A 16,836-nucleotide genomic window follows, 5' to 3' on the forward strand; every position below is an offset into this window, starting at 1 on the left:
ATTCAGTTATGTAACCTAAGATTATTCTACTACAATTTCTTTACTATTTTCCCATACGCCATGGATGTTACAATAACTGATGGCATAGATTGTACCAGACTTGCTTAATTTAGCAGAAGTAGCACCTACTGGGTCAGTGAAGTTATCCCCTTCGCCATGGGTTGTGAAATTGAAGTTTGCGATTTCGATTGGGAACTTAGCTCCTTCTGGATGGAAGAACACTTTAAACCAAGCTATGTAATGTTCGAATGAATTTGGATGACGAACTGCATCACCTATGGTAATCTTAATTTCAAATTCTTCACCAGCAGAAACTTTCTCTGGCGCGTGGATTACTGGAACGTGTTTTTCACCCTTCCAATCCCCTGATTGTAGAAATTTGCCAAAACTTTGCATTTATAATCTCCTCCTCTTTTTATCCTCTTTTTTTACAATGTGTCTCTCTGTCATATTTATAACCAAAATATAAAGATTATAACAGAAAATATATTAATTTTATTCTTTTTTTTTCTGATTATCATTTACAGAATTATTTTTAGAAATAAGGGATAATTTTATTCGGTTCCAATCCATTTATATTGTATAATATAGGTATCATTTAATTTAGGGAGACGAAAAAATATGGATACAAAAATATCAACTAATTTAACGGAAATTGAACTGAGGAAGCGAATTTATGCAATGATTATACCTATTACTTTGGAGAGTATATTACAGATGTCTTCTGGAATCATAGCAATGGGCATGATTGGAAGGATAGATACTGTTTCAGTGGCCGCAGTAGGATTAAGCACCAGAATAACTCAAATAATTTGGGCATTATTTAGAGGAGTAACAACAGGGGCAACGGTCTTCGTAGCTCAAGCCTATGGGGCAAATGATTGGGGTAAGCTAAGAAAAATTGTACAGCAGACTTTATTATCCTCTATTTTAGTAGTTTTAGCATTACAACAGTTGGTATTTTGGAAGGCACCAACACTTCTTAGTATCTTTGGGAAGAATAACCCTTTGTTATTGGAAAACAGTGCTCTGTATTTAAGGACAATTTCTTTTGGTCTTCCTTTTCTAGCCATCATGCTGGTGGTGACTGGAGTACTGCAGGGAACAGGAAACGCCAAGACCCCTATGAAAATTGCAGTAATCATGAACATCATAAATATTGCTTTGAACTATGGACTAATTTATGGGGAACTTGGATTGCCTGCCCTTGGGCTTAAGGGTTCTGCAATTGCCACTGCTACTGCACAGTTTGTTGCAGCTATGATAGGGCTATATATTCTGTTCAATAAGCGGGGAGTATTAGGCTTTAGAATAGACTCTAATTTATATAAAATTAACTTTAAGCAGGTATGGGAAATCTATCGAGTAGGAGGGCCAACATCCTTTGAATCAATGTTTTGGCAAGTATCAGCCATCATTCTGACTAAAATCATCCTTTCCTTCGGGGAAACAGCTTTAGCAGCCTATCAGTTGGGCTTTCAGGTGGAATCCATCTCCTTCATGCCAGCAGCAGGCTTTGGGGTTGCGGCTACAGCCTTTATCGGGCAGGCTTTGGGGGCAAAGGACCCACAGCTTAGCAGAAGATATCTGAGGGAGATTGTAAAGGGGTCTATGGTTCTAACCTCCATCAGTACAGCTATACTAATCTTCTTACCAGGAAAAGCAATGGCTCTTTTAACTGATCAACCAGAAGTAATTGCTCTGGGGGCAACCTATTTATTATTTATGGGATTGGTACAGGTGCCTCAAAATCTTGCAGGGGTTTTAAATGGCGCTATGAGGGGCGCAGGATATACGAGAGTGCCAATGATTGTGGCAGGTGCCGGACTATGGGGAATTAGGATTCCCTGTGCTTGGATTTTGACTAAATATTTTGGATGGGGAATAACTACGATTTGGGCAACTATGGCGGTGGACTTGGTGGTGCGATGTATATTAAGTCTTACTTTATTTAAGCGATATAATATTTATGAGGCTGAAGTCATTTATCAGCAGGTGGAGGCTTAAATTCATTGCAACGATGGCTAGATTGTAATATAATCTATACAGAAATAAAAAAATTTTTACAGAGGAGTAGTTGAAATGAGCTTATACGAACAATGGAAAAATATAGCTTTTGAAGAAACGGATCAAGAAAAAGTAAATCAGTTTTGGAATGAATACTGTGAAATTGAAAAAGGATTCTACGAGTCAATCTTAGGTAAAAAACAAGATAAAATAACTGGCACACTAAAGGATCTAGCGAAAGAGTATGGAGTAACTAATGTTTACTTCGTAGGATTCCTAGATGGAATTAATGATAGTTTAGTAGAAGCAATTGAATTAGAAGGGCTAAATGAAGATAGTGAAATCGATATTCAAATAGACTTTGAAAAGCTATACTTCAACATGTTAGCTGTAAAGGCAGACTGGCTGTATACGCTACCTCAGTGGGAGGATATCTATACAGAGGAAAAGAGAAAAGAAATCAAGAAGGAATACAATGCTACTAAAACAGTGGTAAAGGACGATAAGATTGGAAGAAATGATCCATGTACATGTGGTAGTGGCAAGAAATATAAAAAGTGTTGTGGAAAATAAATAATTAAATACTACTCAACAGATTAACCTGCTATGACGAATCATAGCAGGTTTTATCAAAGGTTTTTTCAATTTGATTCTTTTTAGGAGGTTTTATTTTGAATATACAAGAGCTGTTTAATATACAAAAGATATTGGATACGAAAATACTTCAGGAGCATAAGTTGGAGGGGGAAGATCTAGTATCCCGTAAAATCATGGCCTTACAAGTGGAGCTAGGGGAATTGGCTAATGAAACTCGATGCTTCAAGTATTGGAGCAAGAAGAATCCATCGGGAAAGCAGATTATCCTAGAGGAATATGTGGACTGTCTTCACTTTGTGTTAAGTATTGGGCTGGAAATTAATTTTATGGAGGTTTCAGCGGAAATCAAAATGGAAGAGACCACGGAAGTAGATCAGTTCTTGAAGGTATTTGCCAATATTGCTGATTTTCAAAGGGATCTTTCTCATGAAATGTATGTTACCTTATGGGGCAATTTTATCTTATTAGGTGCTATCATCGGCTTTAGTTGGGAGGAAATTAATACCGCTTATCTTAGAAAGAATGAGATTAATCATCAGAGACAGGTGGAGGGGTATTAGAAAAAGCAGCACCTTACGTATTTTAGGTACGTGGGGTGCTGCTTTTTATTGTTCAGCCAATATATTCTTATGAATAACCTTCTCCTGCCAGTTACCCATCAAATAAATCACCAAGCCTACACAGCAGATCAATCCGTTACTCAACACCATAGCGTACCACACTCCGCTAGAACCCCAAGTAGTTAGATTTCCAAATAGAAGGATCAAAGGAATCCTTAGACCCCATAGACGTCCCATATCCATAATCATGGCATATAGGGTATGACCTGAGCCTTGGAAGGTTCCTACGAAGACTTGGAAAAAGCCCATCAGAGGAAGGGAAGCTGAAATTAATCTTAAGTACTCCAAACTCTGGGCAAAAACAACAGGATTATCCTTAATAAAGACCCCAACGATTGTTTCTGCTAAAAAAAACATGATGGTGGAGCCAGTAATCATAAAGAGGGTAGAGAGCTTCATGGCAGATTTGAAGGCTAAGTTTGCCCTATCCTTCTGTTCAGCACCAAGGTTTTGTCCGACAATAGTGGCTAAGGCATTTCCTATTCCCATGACAGGCATTAATACAAGCGAATTAATTCTATTGCCAATCCCGAAGGCAGCCATAGTATCATCTCCGTAGGCTAACACAAAGGCGTTCAGAAAAATAAATCCAAAGGCTGATGCCGATTGTCCGATTGTGGCAGGCAAACCTATGCGGATAATTTTATATAAGACTTCTTTTTCAATTCTGAGATCCTTTACGCTTAAACTAATACCATTCTTATGGGCAAACAAGGTATAACCAGCATACAGAGCGAAAAGTCCTCTAGAAAATACCGTAGCGATGGCAGCCCCTGCCACCCCAAGCTTAAATACAACAATGAAGATTGGACTTAAAATAATATTGAGTATTACACCACTAACATTTAACTTCATTGGCGTAACTGTATCCCCTTGGCCTTGCTTAATTGAATTGTAAACAAAAAACAAAAATATAAAAGGCATTTCCCAAAACATTATACTAAGATATTGACTGGCATATTTATGTACGTCCCCTTCTCCTCCCATAAGCCTAACGATGGTGGGTGTTGCAAAATAGCCAATAATACTTAACACCACAGATAAAATAAGAGAAAAACAAAACATTTGACCAGCTATACGGCTGCTACTCTTCTTATCATCTGATCCAGTATATTGAGAAATTAAAGCTGTTCCCGCAATATTTACTCCCATACCAAGGGAAAGGGTCAAGAAAATAACAGGAAAAACCAACATAATTGAAGCAACCTCTGTAGTCCCCAGTGTCGTACTTACCCAATAGGTATCGGCAAGACTGTAAAGGGTCTGAACAAAATTGTTCAGCATAATGGGAGCTGCCAAGGTTAAGATCACTTTAGGCATAGAGCCGTTTAAAATAAGTTGTCTCTTCTTTCCGTAATCCATAAGTCCTCCTTAGATATATTTAGAATGTCTAAATTTATTATATCAAAAACATTTATAAAACAAAACAAAATATACAGAAAATTTTTAAAAGGACATGCAGATGTACATCCCCAATAGACATATATAATTAATCCTAACCAATAAAAGCACTAAATATAAGAAAAATATAGTGGTGTTTACTATTTAAAATACTTTATTAAACATAAAAAAGGAACACTTCCCTACGGAAATGCTCCCTTTAATGCATATAATTTATGACTATCCTAACATAGCTGCTAAGTCTTCCTTAGAATCTCCAGTAAGTTTTAAGTTGAAGGTATCTACTAATACATTTAACACTCCAGGAGTGATAAACTCTGGTGGCTTTGGTCCAATATAGATGTTTTGGATTCCTAAGCTGAATAGACCTAATAGGATGGCTACTGCCTTTTGTTCGAACCAGGATAATACGATGCTTAACGGTAATTCATTAACTTCACATTCAAAGGCATTAGCTAAAGCAATTGCAATTTTAACTGCTGAACCTGAGTTGTTACATTGGCCAAGGTCGATATATCTTGGGATGTTTGTTCCTGGCACTACTCCATAGTCAACGTCGTTAAATCTGAACTTACCACAAGAAGTAGTTAAGATTACGCAATCTTGAGGTAGTGAAGTAGCCAATTCTCTGTAGTATTCCCCACCTTTACCAGGAGCATCACAACCAGCAATTACAAAAAATCTCTGGATTTTACCTGATTTAACAGCATCAATGATTTCTGGGGCGATACTTAATACTGTTTCGTGGTGGAAACCAGTTGTTAATGTCTTATCTGATTCAACGTTAGCCTTAGGTAATGATAGGGCTTTTTCAATCATTGGTGAGAAATCATCATTTTCAATCTTAGCTACACCTTCAAGGCCTGCCACATCATAAGACCAGAATCGATCTGAATAACTTCCTTTAATCGGCATCAGACAGTTAGTTGTTCCTAAGATACAGCCTGGGAATTCTTCAAATACTTTTCTTTGGTCAAACCATGCTTTACCTACATTACCCTTCAGGTGAGGATATTTCTTTAATTGAGGGTATCCGTGGGCTGGAAGCATTTCAGAGTGGGTATAGATATTGATTCCCTTACCTTCTGTTTGCTTTAATAATTGTTCTAATGCAAATAAGTTATGTCCTGTAACTAAGATACAGTGACCTTCTACCTTATCTGTTGATACGGTTACAGGTGAAGGAATTCCTAATAATGAAGTGTGGGCTCTATCTAATAAGTCCATCACCTTCACTGTTGCTGTACCAACCTTCATTGCCATAGCGATATGTTCTTGTAGATTAAAGTTTGAGTTTGTTAATGTCATGTAAAGGGCTTCTTGAGTAATTTGATCAACCTCTGGATCTCTAAAACCTAATTGAGCTGCATGGGTAGCATAAGCAGCAATTCCTTTTAAACCGAAAATCATGGTGTCCTGTAGGCTGGCAATATTCTCATCCTTACCACATACACCGATTGAACTTTTACATCCTCCCTTTGGAGTTTGCTCACATTGATAACAAAACATATTTATTTCCTCCTTTATATTTGAATAATAAATGATTATTAGTGCTTGCTGTTGTAATGGCGTTGCTTTGTTCTTGACTATAATCATATGATACAGGAAATTTTCTTATGAAACTGTGACCTATATCACCTTTTATTGTGATGATTGTCAAGAAAGGCAAAAGCTACTAAAGAAAAATGACAACGTAAATGATATTGATTTTTAATTAATTGGGTATAATACTTATTAGGGAAAGATCCCATAGAAATGTAAACGATCCAAAAGGGAGGAAAATAATATGGGAGAATTCGAGGAAAGATTGAGCAAAGGTGAAGGAAATGTTGAAATTGCAACGGAGTTAATCGATTCTTTAAGTGAATGGGCTTTAAGGGAAGGATATAGTCAGCCACCAAAAGACTTAGCAGAGTTATTTATTGATCATAAGCAAGATAAAGCATAGTTAGCAATGAAATATTTAAGATATGCTATTGAAAAAATGTGGTTAAACATAAAATATAAAAAAACTGAAAAGAAGTGGGAAAAAGATAAAAAATCTTTGTCCCACTTCTTTTTTCATGCATCCCTTGTTTTATTTATTGTTGTCTAGTTGATAAGTGAAGGGATATACTTGCTCTGAAGTTTTATTTAATTTTGAAGCAAAGCTCTCGGCAACAATCTCTTCGACTGTTCCATGGTCACTATGGAGTTTCATGTTCCAAACCTCATCTCCATTTTCTATTAATAAATCTGCATGATATACGCTACCATCCGCTAGTCTTACTTTTCCTTTTTTCCATGGCATACTGATCACTCCTTTCAATATTAATTTAACCTTTTAATAATGAAATATAAGTCATAGATTATGGGAAAAATAGCAGAGATTAAGGAACTATGAGTTATGAAAATTTAACATCAAAAAATAATAGAGGTGATGAAAATGAATGAACCAAACATTAAAACCTTAAATGAAATTTTAAAGGGAGAACATATGGCAATAGAAGGATACGAGACGGTATTATCCACTATAGAGGATCACCAGTTAAAGACAAGGCTTAATGGGATTTTAGAAGATCACAAGAGACACGCAATGGAGATCACAAATCGCATTTACAAATTAGGAGGAGACCCAAAGGAATCTACGGGCATGGTAGGTGTAATGGCAGATATGAAGCTAAAGTTAGAAGGTATGGTCAGTCGAAATCATGTAATGCTCCACGAATTGTATCAAGGAGAAAAACAAGGAATAGAGGCGGTAAAAAAAACGATTAAAGGAGATCTGGACACAGATAGCCTAAGGTTAGTACAAGAAATGATTGAGACTGATACGAGGCATTTGGGTGAATTAGAGGCAATGATGAAATAAAAACACAAAAATTTTCAAAAGTACCTGATTGACAAAAAAAGTGAAGGGTATATAAGGAAAGTAAACTTTAACAAGAATAAGGGGGAAGTAAAATGGAGAGAAGAAACAATTTCGTTACCATGAAGGGAAATCCAGTGACACTATTAGGGACAGAAATAAAAGTCGGAAGTATTGCTCCAGATTTCACAGCTGTAACGAAGGAACTTCAACCTTTTGCATTAAGCGATCTTAATGGGAAGGTTAAATTGATTAGCATAGTACCTTCCATAGATACCGGGGTATGTGATTTACAGACCATGACCTTTAATGAAGAGGCTGGGAAACTAAAAAATGTAGCTGTCATTACCATAAGTATGGATTTACCCTTTGCATTAGGTAGATATTGTGCTACAAAGGGAATAGAAAATTCAGTAACATTATCAGACCACAGAGATGCATCTTTTGGTAAAGCTTATGGATTTTTAATCGACGAACTTAGATTATTAACTAGAGGAGTACTTGTAATAGACGAAAATAATGTAGTGAAGCACGTGGAGTATGTTAAGGAAATTACAGAGCATCCAGATTATGATAGAGCATTGGATGTTGTTTCAAAATTATAAGCCACCTGCTTCTTGTGGCCGTCATTGAGGAAAGGATGAAATCCATACTCTTTTAGCTAGCGATGTGACACATCATATTGCTGGCTTTTTTTATTGACTTTTAATTACATCTCCTGTAGGCTTTTCATAAGGGGGTGCAGATTTGAGAATATTTAAAATAATAGAAAAAATAAAATGTTTTATACTTGATCGTCCTTATATTCCTGAGGAACTTAAAAGAAAGAAAACAGGACCTCTGCTGCTACACATTAGTGATACACCGGCAGAGATTTTTCCATTTATAGAGAGACTCATAAAAGAAATTAATCCACAATATATTGTGCATACTGGGGATATCGTAGACAATATAAAGTTAGAAACCAATGATAAGCTATTGGAATCATACAAGGTAAACCTTCGAAAAATAGTAAGAATAATCGAAGAAAATAGCAATGCTAAAATATACTATGCTGTAGGAAATCATGACCATGAAGAAACTCTTAAAAGAACGATAAAAACTGGTTATATCCTAGAAAAAGGGATAATAAATATTGAAGGAAATAAAATTTATATGGGTCATTACTTTCAAGAGGTGGAAAGTGGTACGGACTATTGCCTCTATGGTCATAGCTTTGAACCCAGTCATTTTCAACAGGGGAATAGGATTTGCTTAAATGGTGTCCTTAGTGCCAACATCATTGACCTTCATTCTAAAAAAATTTATCAAATAGAGTATCCATTTGCCACCAATCGACTCAGAAGGATGGAAAAGGGCAGAATCACCATATAAAAGGGGGAAGTTATCATGCTGTTTCTAAGGATGGGACCACGATTTTTATTTATTCGTTCTGATGAAATTCAAGAGGTAAAGGCTTTTTTAATCCAACACTTAGAGGGAAAATCAATCCCATTTCATGAAGGGCTTGAACTGGCAACAGAGGACAGCACCCTCTGCTTTTTGACCGAAAAGAATAAGGAAAAGACCTCCATTAAGGATGCAAAAGAAATCGTTTTAGTGAACCAAGTCGCTTCAGTTTGTCTGTCGGAAATGATCAATAGTCATGTTGAAAAAATGGTGTATCGGGTTGATATGGGGCCCGCATCTATGATTATGCGGATTGCAGGGGATGAAAAGAAGATCATGAAGCGTTTTTTAGAGGTGTATCAAGGGGAATTGGTGAATTGGGAGGAGGGTATCTGCAAAGGAGAAAAGGGAGATACAATTTTATCCCTTACCCAAAAGCCCATCAACTCCGTTTTGAAGAAAAATGACATGATCACACCAAATATACTTTTATATCAACCAGTAACTTATCTATATAAAGCCCTCAGAATAGAGGGAACACGATTTATCACTCAAAATCTAGAACAAGGACAGTGGTATGAGCTACGGATTAATATTTATGATTCTGAGGGTAAATACCAAGAAAATTATGAGCGGCTAGTATATGTGTTGTCAAAGCTAGAAATTGGAATGATTTTAGGAGAGACTTGGACGAAAGATCATGCCCTTTCATTGTTTTCAGTATTAGCTTATCAAATAAGATTCTTTACCTACTGTACTCCAGAGGAAATTAAGAAGGTGTTGGTGGGCTTGGAGTATACATTTGAAGGAGAACGACTTGTAGACTACGATTTATATTATCGAAATAAGAAAATTTCATGGATAGATATAGAAAAGAAAAAAGGACGACGGAACAAGATGAATGAAAGTCGTACTTATCGGGAAGAATTATACACAAGGTTATCAAGGGATGATATCAGCTACCTAGAAAAAATAGAAGCTGGACTTGTATAAAACTTAGGTCGGGTGGTTATTCACCTGACCTTCATTATTATATCTAAAAATATATTCAAAAATCAAATGTTTTAGCATGTTGTAATGGGTATATACATATTAAAGTAAATAAGAGGTTGAAAGGGAGGTTAATATGATGAGGTATCGCTGGCTAATCGAAAATAGAATATCTGTAAGGGATTTTAGAGATATTCATGTAGACAAATCAAAGATGATACAGCTGATTAACTATAGCGAAGGAATCAAAGGATTACTAGAGGATATTAAGGTAGATTTCATCTTTGTATCTGATGGGAAGATAAAAAGGAATTTATTAAAAGGAAAAGTAGGCTATAAGGGACATATAGTAGAGGCACCCCACTATATTGTCATGACCAGTGAAGAAAAGCCTCAATACTTACAAAATGCCAGCTATATGATGGAGGAGCTGCTGTTAAAGGCCAATGAGCTAGATTTAGGAACATGTTGGTTGACAGTGGAAGATGAAGAAGGGCTAAGAAAGGATCTAGAACTCACAAACGCAGGTAAAATTGTAGCCATGGCAGCTTTAGGCTATCCAAAGGGAAGAGTGCCCTTTACACCAAAAAGCACTTCTACGCGAATATCCCTCTACGAATTTGTATACCATGAAAAATGGGGAGAAGAACCAAAGGAAAATGAATTAGAGTCTAGGGGATTGATGAACATTCTGTATCATATTAGAATGGCTCCTTCTTGGAAAAATCAACAACCTTGGAGATTAATTATAGATGGTGAAAAACTAATTTTAGTAGTAGGAGGAGAAGAAATTCCACAAAAATCGTTGCTACTGGATTCTGGTATTATGATGCTGTACCTAGAAAGAATCTTTAATGAAGCAGGGATTAGGGTTAGATGGGAACTGTATGACGATGATTTAGAAAATATTTATGAAACATACAATATACCAAAGGATTATAAAGTTGTCGGATGTCTTCGGTTATAGAAGAACCGTTGAAAAACTTTATCCTATATCTTTGTAAAAGAGTAGCCTCGTATATTATATATACTGGGGCTCTTTTTCTGTTTTTCGTTTGCAAATCTGAGAATTTAAATAATATAACCCCCTAAAATATAGGACTAATTCCACCAGTTTTGGGAAAAATAAGGTCAAAAGAAATGGAAGAGGTGAGACCCTTGAAAAAAGCGATTATAATAATATGTTTGTTGGCCTTAGTTGGGGGTGGGGTTGGGTGTAGTCCAAATCAAAGGGTAGTAGAAAGACTTCAAAAAATAGAAGCTATGGAGCCCTATAGGGAATATAGCCCCTTTAGGGTAGAAGAAGGAAGGCTGTATTTTACCACCCTAGAGAATGACGGATTAAATGTCTATCGTATGAATATCAAATCAAAAGAAGTAGATAAAATTTTTAGTAGGATAGAAGAATATGATTCCTTTGTGCCCTTAGTGGAGGATGAGGCTGTCTACGTAGATGCGGAAGGAAATCTTTTTCATAAAAAAAATGGCAAAGAGAAAAAAATAGATACACAAATCAGTGGGTTAAACAGCCCAAATGTCTTGATTGCACCAACCAGAGACGGGGTATTGTATACGAAGGGAACCCATGAGAGCTCAGATTTATATATGCATCTATTTGAAGAAGATGAATCTCGGTTAATTAAGAGAAATATAACAGAGGAAGCCTACAACAACTTTTCTTTTGCTACCCAGTGGTCCAACGAAAGAAATTATTTTGTATTTAATAACAATGAAGTTTATAATAATAAAGGTGAGAAAATTTCCAACATAGAAGCCACCAGTATGAGATGGGCTCCAAAGGATAATTATATTGCATATATTCAAAAGCCAGATAATCGTGAGGGGAATAAGGTTCAGATTGGCCACTGGCAAACTTATATTGGTGAAAAATTCATTTTACATAATGTAGATAATGGGGAAGAAAAGGTGATGTTGAAGACCTCCTATGGTTTAGTTGATCCTATTGATAGTATTCAGTGGAGTAAAAATGGTGAAATGACTGCTGTATTAGAAGGTAAAGTAAATAGAGGAAAAGAGGATGTCCTTGAAAAAATAGATTATAAGGGCGTACAGGTCTATCATATTGCTACTGAAAAACTGACAAAGATGGAGGGGCTAAAGTTCAACTTTTATCAATTACTATTTAATGAATATGTATATGGCAAGAATCTTGGAGAACAAGGGCCCCTTGAAATACGTCCTATAGGAGAAGGTGAAGAAAAAACCTTTAAAGAACCATTAATGCTGAACGACAAAGACTTGTTTATGATTATCAACCAAGATAAAGCGTACCTCATTAATGGAGATGAATTGATTCAGTTGGACGACAAAGGAGAGTCAAATAGTTTAATGAGGTTTCCCTGGACCCCCTATGCCATGTACTACGACGAAAAAAATCAAGGACTAATTATCATCAACGAAGCTAAAGAGATGTTCCTATATTCCCTATAGAAACTTATACAAGAGCTCACAACAGTGGGCTTATTTTTTATCAAGAAGAGGTGAATTAAATGAAGGTGAAGTATGTTATTGTACTTTTATTAGGTGTTCTCATTGCTATGATGATTAATATCAATGGCATCCTTGGGGTCTATACCAATGTATATTTTAGTTCCTTTGCTGTCCATCTAATAGCCACCACTGGAACTCTAGGATTGGTAGCCATCAATAAAGAAATAAATAGGCGTAATGTTCAACTACCCTTTTATTATTATCTCGGAGGGATTATGGGGGGGATGATTATCGTATTAAATAATGTTACCTTTCAAGCTCTAGGGGTATCAATCACAATAGCTTTAGTCCTATTAGGGCAAGTGGTTACCTCGTTGTTGGTGGATAGTTTTGGCCTGTTAAGAATGAAGCAAATTCCCTTTAAAAAAGGTAAGATTCCTGGTTTAATCTTAATGCTAACAGGTATATTTATTATGATGTTTTATTAGGAGGTAGTCCCGATGGTACTTTTTTATGGATTTCTAGCTTTTACAGCAGGATCGATGATTACCTTGTCAGGTATACTAAACGCTCAGCTGGGAACAAAGGTTGGAAAGTATAAGGCAGCATTAGCAAATAATTTCTTAGGAATGATTACCACTCTTGTGGTGGTATTAATGATCTATCGAGGATGGTCCATCGATGTAGCCACTCTATTAAGAATCCCCCTTTGGGTCTATGCAGGTGGGCTGATTACTGTAGCTGTAGTGGTAGGATTTAATATTCTAATACCAAAAATCCCAGTGATTTATACGACAATTTTGGTTTTTACAGGACAATTTCTTACTGCTTTAGTGATTGACTGGTTTAACAAAGTTCCCATTACTTCAGGAAAAATGATTGGGTTTGTTTTAGTTTTTAGTGGGTTACTATATAACATTTATTTCGATATGCAAAATAAATTTGCTAAATAAAGAGGGATTTTATAGTCTAAAGAGTAATTATATAAAATATAATCTTTTAAATTCAAATAAGGTGGGAAGCGTATGACGGAAGAGGTTAAAATACAAAGAATAATAGACATCATCAAAAATGGCGAGAAGGCACCCAATAGACAAGCCATTGGAGCGGAGTTTGAACATATTGTAGTGGATGGCAATAGCTTTGATTCAGTAAATTACTATCAAGAAAAGGGAATAGAATCGATCTTAAAGGAACTACAAAGGAAGGGATATGATCCTATTAAGGAAGGTTCATATCTTGTGGGGTTAGAAAAGCCAGAGGGGGTAATCACCCTAGAGCCCGGTGGGCAATTGGAACTTAGTGTTCCACCATCCTATAGTTTGAGGCAAATAGATGAGGGGTATGTAGGCTTTTTACATGAGGTATTACCGATATTAGAGGATAACAATCAGTTGCTATTGGCCCTTGGATATCATCCAAAGACCAGCATAAAGGACATCCCCTTTAATCCTAAAAAAAGATACGAGTATATGTCCAACTATTTAAAGAACACAGGTACCCATGCCCATAATATGATGAAGGGTACTGCGGCAATCCAAACTGCCATCGACTACACCAGCGAAGAGGATTTTATTAAAAAGTTCAGGGTAGCCAACTTCCTATCACCAGTACTGGCTTTAGTTTCCGACAACTCACCGATATTTGAGGGGGAAGTCTACGAAAATAACAGTATCCGTAGTGTGATCTGGGAAAATACTGATAAACAAAGAAGCGGCACCGTAAAGGGTGTCATGGATCAGACCTTTGGCTATCGAGAATATGCCCAATACATACTGGGGGTGCCACCGATTCTATTTATCAAGGATGGCAAATATTTACCCACTGGTAATATGACCACTTCGCAAGTCATGGGAGAAAATGACTTGACGGAGGATGAGGTAGAACATCTACTAACAATGGTATTCCCAGATGTGCGGGCTAAAAGATATGTGGAAATTCGTATGGGGGATAGTCTTCCTTATCCTTTAAATATTTCCTATATTGCTTTGATTAAGGGAATATTCTATCATCAAGGAAATTTAGATCGTTTATATAATTTATCTTTGGATGTCACCGACGAAAATTTAGCAAAATATAAGGTGGATATGATCCAATTTGGCTTTGAGGCCACCTTCATGGATGAGAAAATTGGTGCCTTCATTCAACAACTGATGGATATGGCGGAAAAGGGACTACCAACAGAAGAGACCCTATATTTAGCTCCCTTAAAGGATCTACTAGCCAAAAGCCAAAACCCAGCAATGGTGTCTAAGGAAATGGTGAAAACAGAAGGGGTAAAGGGGGTCCTATGGACAGCTCAAAACCATATTATAAGGAGGGAACACAGTGCAGGCAAGGAAGTTATTTAAAGCATACGAAGATCATGTAGGTCAAAATAAGCGAGAATATAAGGACAGTTACCAGAAGGTATTTAAAGAAATCGATGATTCCCCTGCAAAATACAAGGGAAAACCTGTGGAATTTTTATACCAACCAATGTTCTATACCGAGGGGGATCTAGAGGGCTTCCAAAATATAACAGAAAATCTGATGAAGATTTTAAATAAAACCATTGAAGAATACATAGCTAATCCAGCGTTTAGAAAATACTTTGGTTTTAGCCCCTTGTTGGAGGAATTGATTTTAAAGGATCCTGGTTATAATATGAATGTGCCTATGGGTAGATTTGATATCTTCTATCACTATGAGGAGGGGAACTTCCAGTTTTGTGAGTTGAATGCCGATGGTTCTTCTGGCATGACGGAACAAAGGGAACTGGAAAGGGTTTTCATGGACTCTTTGGCAATTGAAGAATTCAAAGGTCAGTACGAGGTTACAGGATTTGAGCTTTTCCAAAGTTGGGTGGAGGCTTTATTAAAAAACTATCGAGAGTACAGTAAAGGGGATGCAAAGCCCAATGTAGCCATAGTGGATTTTATGAAGGCAGAGCCCCCTAGTGAGTTTGTTGAGTTTCAAAAGGCATTTGAAGCGAATGGATGCCCAACCATTATTGTAGACCCTAGAAAGCTGGATTATCGGGATGGTGGTCTGTATCATGGAGATTTTAAAATAGATTGTGTCTATCGACGAGCTGTAACATGGGAGATTATAGAACATGCAGAAGAGGTAAGACCCTTCATAGATGCTTACCTTGATGGTAATGTATGCTTTGTTGGCCCCCTTCGATCCCAAGTCATCCACAATAAATCAGTATTTGCAATCCTCCACGATGAATCTATGTCCCCATTCTTGACGGAGGAGGAAAGGGATTTTGTAAAGAAACATATACCCTATACTAGCTTCTTCAATAATCAAGATGAAAAGCTGGTTACCTATACAATAGAAAATAAGGATCAGTTGGTATTAAAGCCTATGGATCGTTATGCTTCAAATGGTGTAAAAATCGGTCAAGACTATTCGGTGGAGGAATGGAAGGAAATCATCGAAAAAGAGGCGGTTGAGGAATACCTATTGCAACAGTTTTGTAGAGTACCAAAGGTTCCGATGGCAAGGTTTGATTTGGATGATGTGCAGTTCATTGACCACAACTATATCATTGGACTATTTGTCTACAATGGTCAACTACAGGGGGTATATACCCGTACAGGTACCCACAATATTATCGGAAGTATCGTAGAATGTTACACTGTACCCAATTTTCTATTGAAGGAAAAAAAATAATTTAAATCTAAAACTAATTATAAGTTTACTCTATTGATAATACTAATAAAAAAACTAGAGGATAGGTGACAGGATTGAAAAGAAATATACGAATGATTATTGAATATGATGGAAGTCGCTATAAGGGTTGGCAGAGACTGAAGGATACCGACCAAACGATCCAAGGGAAAATAGAAGCTGTTATCAGTAAAATGGCTAATACCCCTATTGAGATCATTGGCTCTGGTAGAACTGACGCAGGAGCCCATGCCCATGGACAGGTGGCAAATTTCCACTATGAAGGGGATATGACCCTACAGGAAATGAAGGAATATATCAATCATTACCTGCCACAGGACATTGTGGTAAAGGAAATACACAAGGCATCCGAAAGATTCCATAGTCGCTACAACGGGATTGCAAAGAGATACGTCTATTACGTATGGAATGATCCAGTGCCTTCTGCATTCCAGAGAAAGTATAGTTATCATATCCCCGAAAAGCTAGATATCGCTGCCATGAAAAAAGCAGCAGAGCTTTTCTTGGGGACCCATGATTTTATTGCCTTTTCTTCCGTAAAGAAGACCAACAAGTCTACTGAGAGAACCATCAAGGAAATCAATATTGAGAGAAAAGGACAGCAAATCGAGTTTAGCTTTATCGGTGATGGTTTCCTCCACAATATGGTTCGTATTATGATGGGGACTTTGCTGGAGATTGGTTTAGGCAATGAAAAGCCCGACTATATTGAGAGAATCTTCAAGGAAGGAAAAAGAGAAGTGGCAGGACAGACGGTGCCAGCCCAAGGTCTTTTCTTGGCGGAGGTTTATTATGATTAGGGGATAATTTAAGAGACCTAAGTTCGATTTTAAATTGAGCTTAGGTCTTTAA

Annotated in this window: 19 protein-coding genes; 15 read left to right on the forward strand and 4 right to left on the reverse strand. The window is 36.8% G+C overall.

What is annotated here, in order from left to right; all coding sequences use genetic code 11:
- Window positions 1-21: 21 nt before the first annotated feature.
- A complete protein-coding gene (locus JOC73_RS07560) occupies window positions 22-396 on the reverse strand; it encodes a class II SORL domain-containing protein (RefSeq protein ID WP_204401702.1) in 375 nt (124 codons plus the stop codon).
- A 225-nt stretch (window positions 397-621) separates the two neighbouring features.
- On the opposite strand from JOC73_RS07560, the gene JOC73_RS07565 reads away from it, so the two are divergent.
- The 3 genes from JOC73_RS07565 to JOC73_RS07575 all read left to right on the forward strand — a co-directional run bounded on the left by JOC73_RS07565 (window position 622) and on the right by JOC73_RS07575 (window position 3,164).
- The gene (locus tag JOC73_RS07565) at window positions 622-2,007 is read left to right on the forward strand and encodes an MATE family efflux transporter (protein WP_207755071.1); all 1,386 of its coding nucleotides are present in this window, start codon (window positions 622-624) and stop codon (window positions 2,005-2,007) included.
- Window positions 2,008-2,082: 75 nt separating this feature from the next.
- Entirely contained in the window at window positions 2,083-2,580 is a 498-nt protein-coding gene (locus JOC73_RS07570; protein WP_204401704.1) for an SEC-C metal-binding domain-containing protein, read from the forward strand.
- A 98-nt stretch (window positions 2,581-2,678) separates the two neighbouring features.
- On the forward strand, window positions 2,679-3,164 hold the full coding sequence (locus tag JOC73_RS07575; protein ID WP_204401706.1) for a dUTP diphosphatase: 486 nt from the start codon (window positions 2,679-2,681) through the stop codon (window positions 3,162-3,164).
- Between the two features lie 45 nt (window positions 3,165-3,209).
- On the opposite strand, the gene JOC73_RS07580 is transcribed toward JOC73_RS07575, so the two are convergent.
- Window positions 3,210-4,586, reverse strand: a complete 1,377-nt coding sequence (locus tag JOC73_RS07580) for an MATE family efflux transporter (protein WP_243427886.1) — start codon at window positions 4,584-4,586, stop codon at window positions 3,210-3,212.
- A 258-nt stretch (window positions 4,587-4,844) separates the two neighbouring features.
- Window positions 4,845-6,134, reverse strand: coding sequence for a hydroxylamine reductase (hcp, locus tag JOC73_RS07585; RefSeq protein WP_204401708.1), 1,290 nt, complete (start codon window positions 6,132-6,134; stop codon window positions 4,845-4,847).
- A 277-nt stretch (window positions 6,135-6,411) separates the two neighbouring features.
- Between hcp and JOC73_RS07590 the strand changes: the two genes are divergently transcribed.
- Window positions 6,412-6,573 carry a hypothetical protein gene (locus JOC73_RS07590; RefSeq protein ID WP_204401710.1) on the forward strand — a complete coding sequence of 54 codons (162 nt, stop codon included), beginning with the start codon at window positions 6,412-6,414 and terminating at the stop codon, window positions 6,571-6,573.
- A gap of 129 nt (window positions 6,574-6,702) precedes the next feature.
- Here the strand turns inward: JOC73_RS07590 and JOC73_RS07595 are convergent, their stop codons facing one another.
- The gene (locus JOC73_RS07595) at window positions 6,703-6,915 is read right to left on the reverse strand and encodes a hypothetical protein (protein WP_204401712.1); all 213 of its coding nucleotides are present in this window, start codon (window positions 6,913-6,915) and stop codon (window positions 6,703-6,705) included.
- A 135-nt stretch (window positions 6,916-7,050) separates the two neighbouring features.
- On the opposite strand from JOC73_RS07595, the gene JOC73_RS07600 reads away from it, so the two are divergent.
- The 11 genes from JOC73_RS07600 (at window position 7,051) to truA (ending at window position 16,784) form a co-directional block, all read left to right on the forward strand.
- Window positions 7,051-7,476 (forward strand): DUF2383 domain-containing protein, encoded by a 426-nt coding sequence (locus JOC73_RS07600; protein WP_204401714.1) that lies wholly within the window; start codon window positions 7,051-7,053, stop codon window positions 7,474-7,476.
- Window positions 7,477-7,568: 92 nt separating this feature from the next.
- Window positions 7,569-8,078 (forward strand): thiol peroxidase, encoded by a 510-nt coding sequence (gene tpx / locus JOC73_RS07605; protein ID WP_204401716.1) that lies wholly within the window; start codon window positions 7,569-7,571, stop codon window positions 8,076-8,078.
- Window positions 8,079-8,220: 142 nt separating this feature from the next.
- Window positions 8,221-8,847 (forward strand): metallophosphoesterase, encoded by a 627-nt coding sequence (locus JOC73_RS07610; protein WP_204401718.1) that lies wholly within the window; start codon window positions 8,221-8,223, stop codon window positions 8,845-8,847.
- Between the two features lie 15 nt (window positions 8,848-8,862).
- A complete protein-coding gene (locus JOC73_RS07615; RefSeq protein ID WP_204401720.1) occupies window positions 8,863-9,855 on the forward strand; it encodes a hypothetical protein in 993 nt (330 codons plus the stop codon).
- Between the two features lie 136 nt (window positions 9,856-9,991).
- Window positions 9,992-10,819 (forward strand): nitroreductase family protein, encoded by an 828-nt coding sequence (locus JOC73_RS07620; RefSeq protein ID WP_204401722.1) that lies wholly within the window; start codon window positions 9,992-9,994, stop codon window positions 10,817-10,819.
- A 191-nt stretch (window positions 10,820-11,010) separates the two neighbouring features.
- A complete protein-coding gene (locus JOC73_RS07625) occupies window positions 11,011-12,303 on the forward strand; it encodes a hypothetical protein (RefSeq protein WP_204401723.1) in 1,293 nt (430 codons plus the stop codon).
- Between the two features lie 59 nt (window positions 12,304-12,362).
- Window positions 12,363-12,791 carry a DMT family transporter gene (locus tag JOC73_RS07630; RefSeq protein WP_204401725.1) on the forward strand — a complete coding sequence of 143 codons (429 nt, stop codon included), beginning with the start codon at window positions 12,363-12,365 and terminating at the stop codon, window positions 12,789-12,791.
- Window positions 12,792-12,803: 12 nt separating this feature from the next.
- Window positions 12,804-13,256: a DMT family transporter gene (locus JOC73_RS07635; RefSeq protein WP_204401729.1), complete on the forward strand. Its 453-nt coding sequence runs from the start codon at window positions 12,804-12,806 to the stop codon at window positions 13,254-13,256.
- 72 nt (window positions 13,257-13,328) lie between these two features.
- Window positions 13,329-14,654, forward strand: a complete 1,326-nt coding sequence (locus tag JOC73_RS07640) for a glutamate--cysteine ligase (protein ID WP_204401731.1) — start codon at window positions 13,329-13,331, stop codon at window positions 14,652-14,654.
- A complete protein-coding gene (locus JOC73_RS07645; protein ID WP_204401733.1) occupies window positions 14,632-15,966 on the forward strand; it encodes a glutathionylspermidine synthase family protein in 1,335 nt (444 codons plus the stop codon). The genes JOC73_RS07640 and JOC73_RS07645 overlap by 23 nt, the downstream gene beginning before the upstream one ends.
- A gap of 92 nt (window positions 15,967-16,058) precedes the next feature.
- Window positions 16,059-16,784 (forward strand): tRNA pseudouridine(38-40) synthase TruA, encoded by a 726-nt coding sequence (gene truA / locus JOC73_RS07650; RefSeq protein ID WP_204401735.1) that lies wholly within the window; start codon window positions 16,059-16,061, stop codon window positions 16,782-16,784.
- Window positions 16,785-16,836: the final 52 nt, after the last annotated feature.

This window comes from Alkaliphilus hydrothermalis (assembly GCF_016908555.1).
GTDB lineage: Bacteria > Bacillota > Clostridia > Peptostreptococcales > Natronincolaceae > Alkaliphilus > Alkaliphilus hydrothermalis.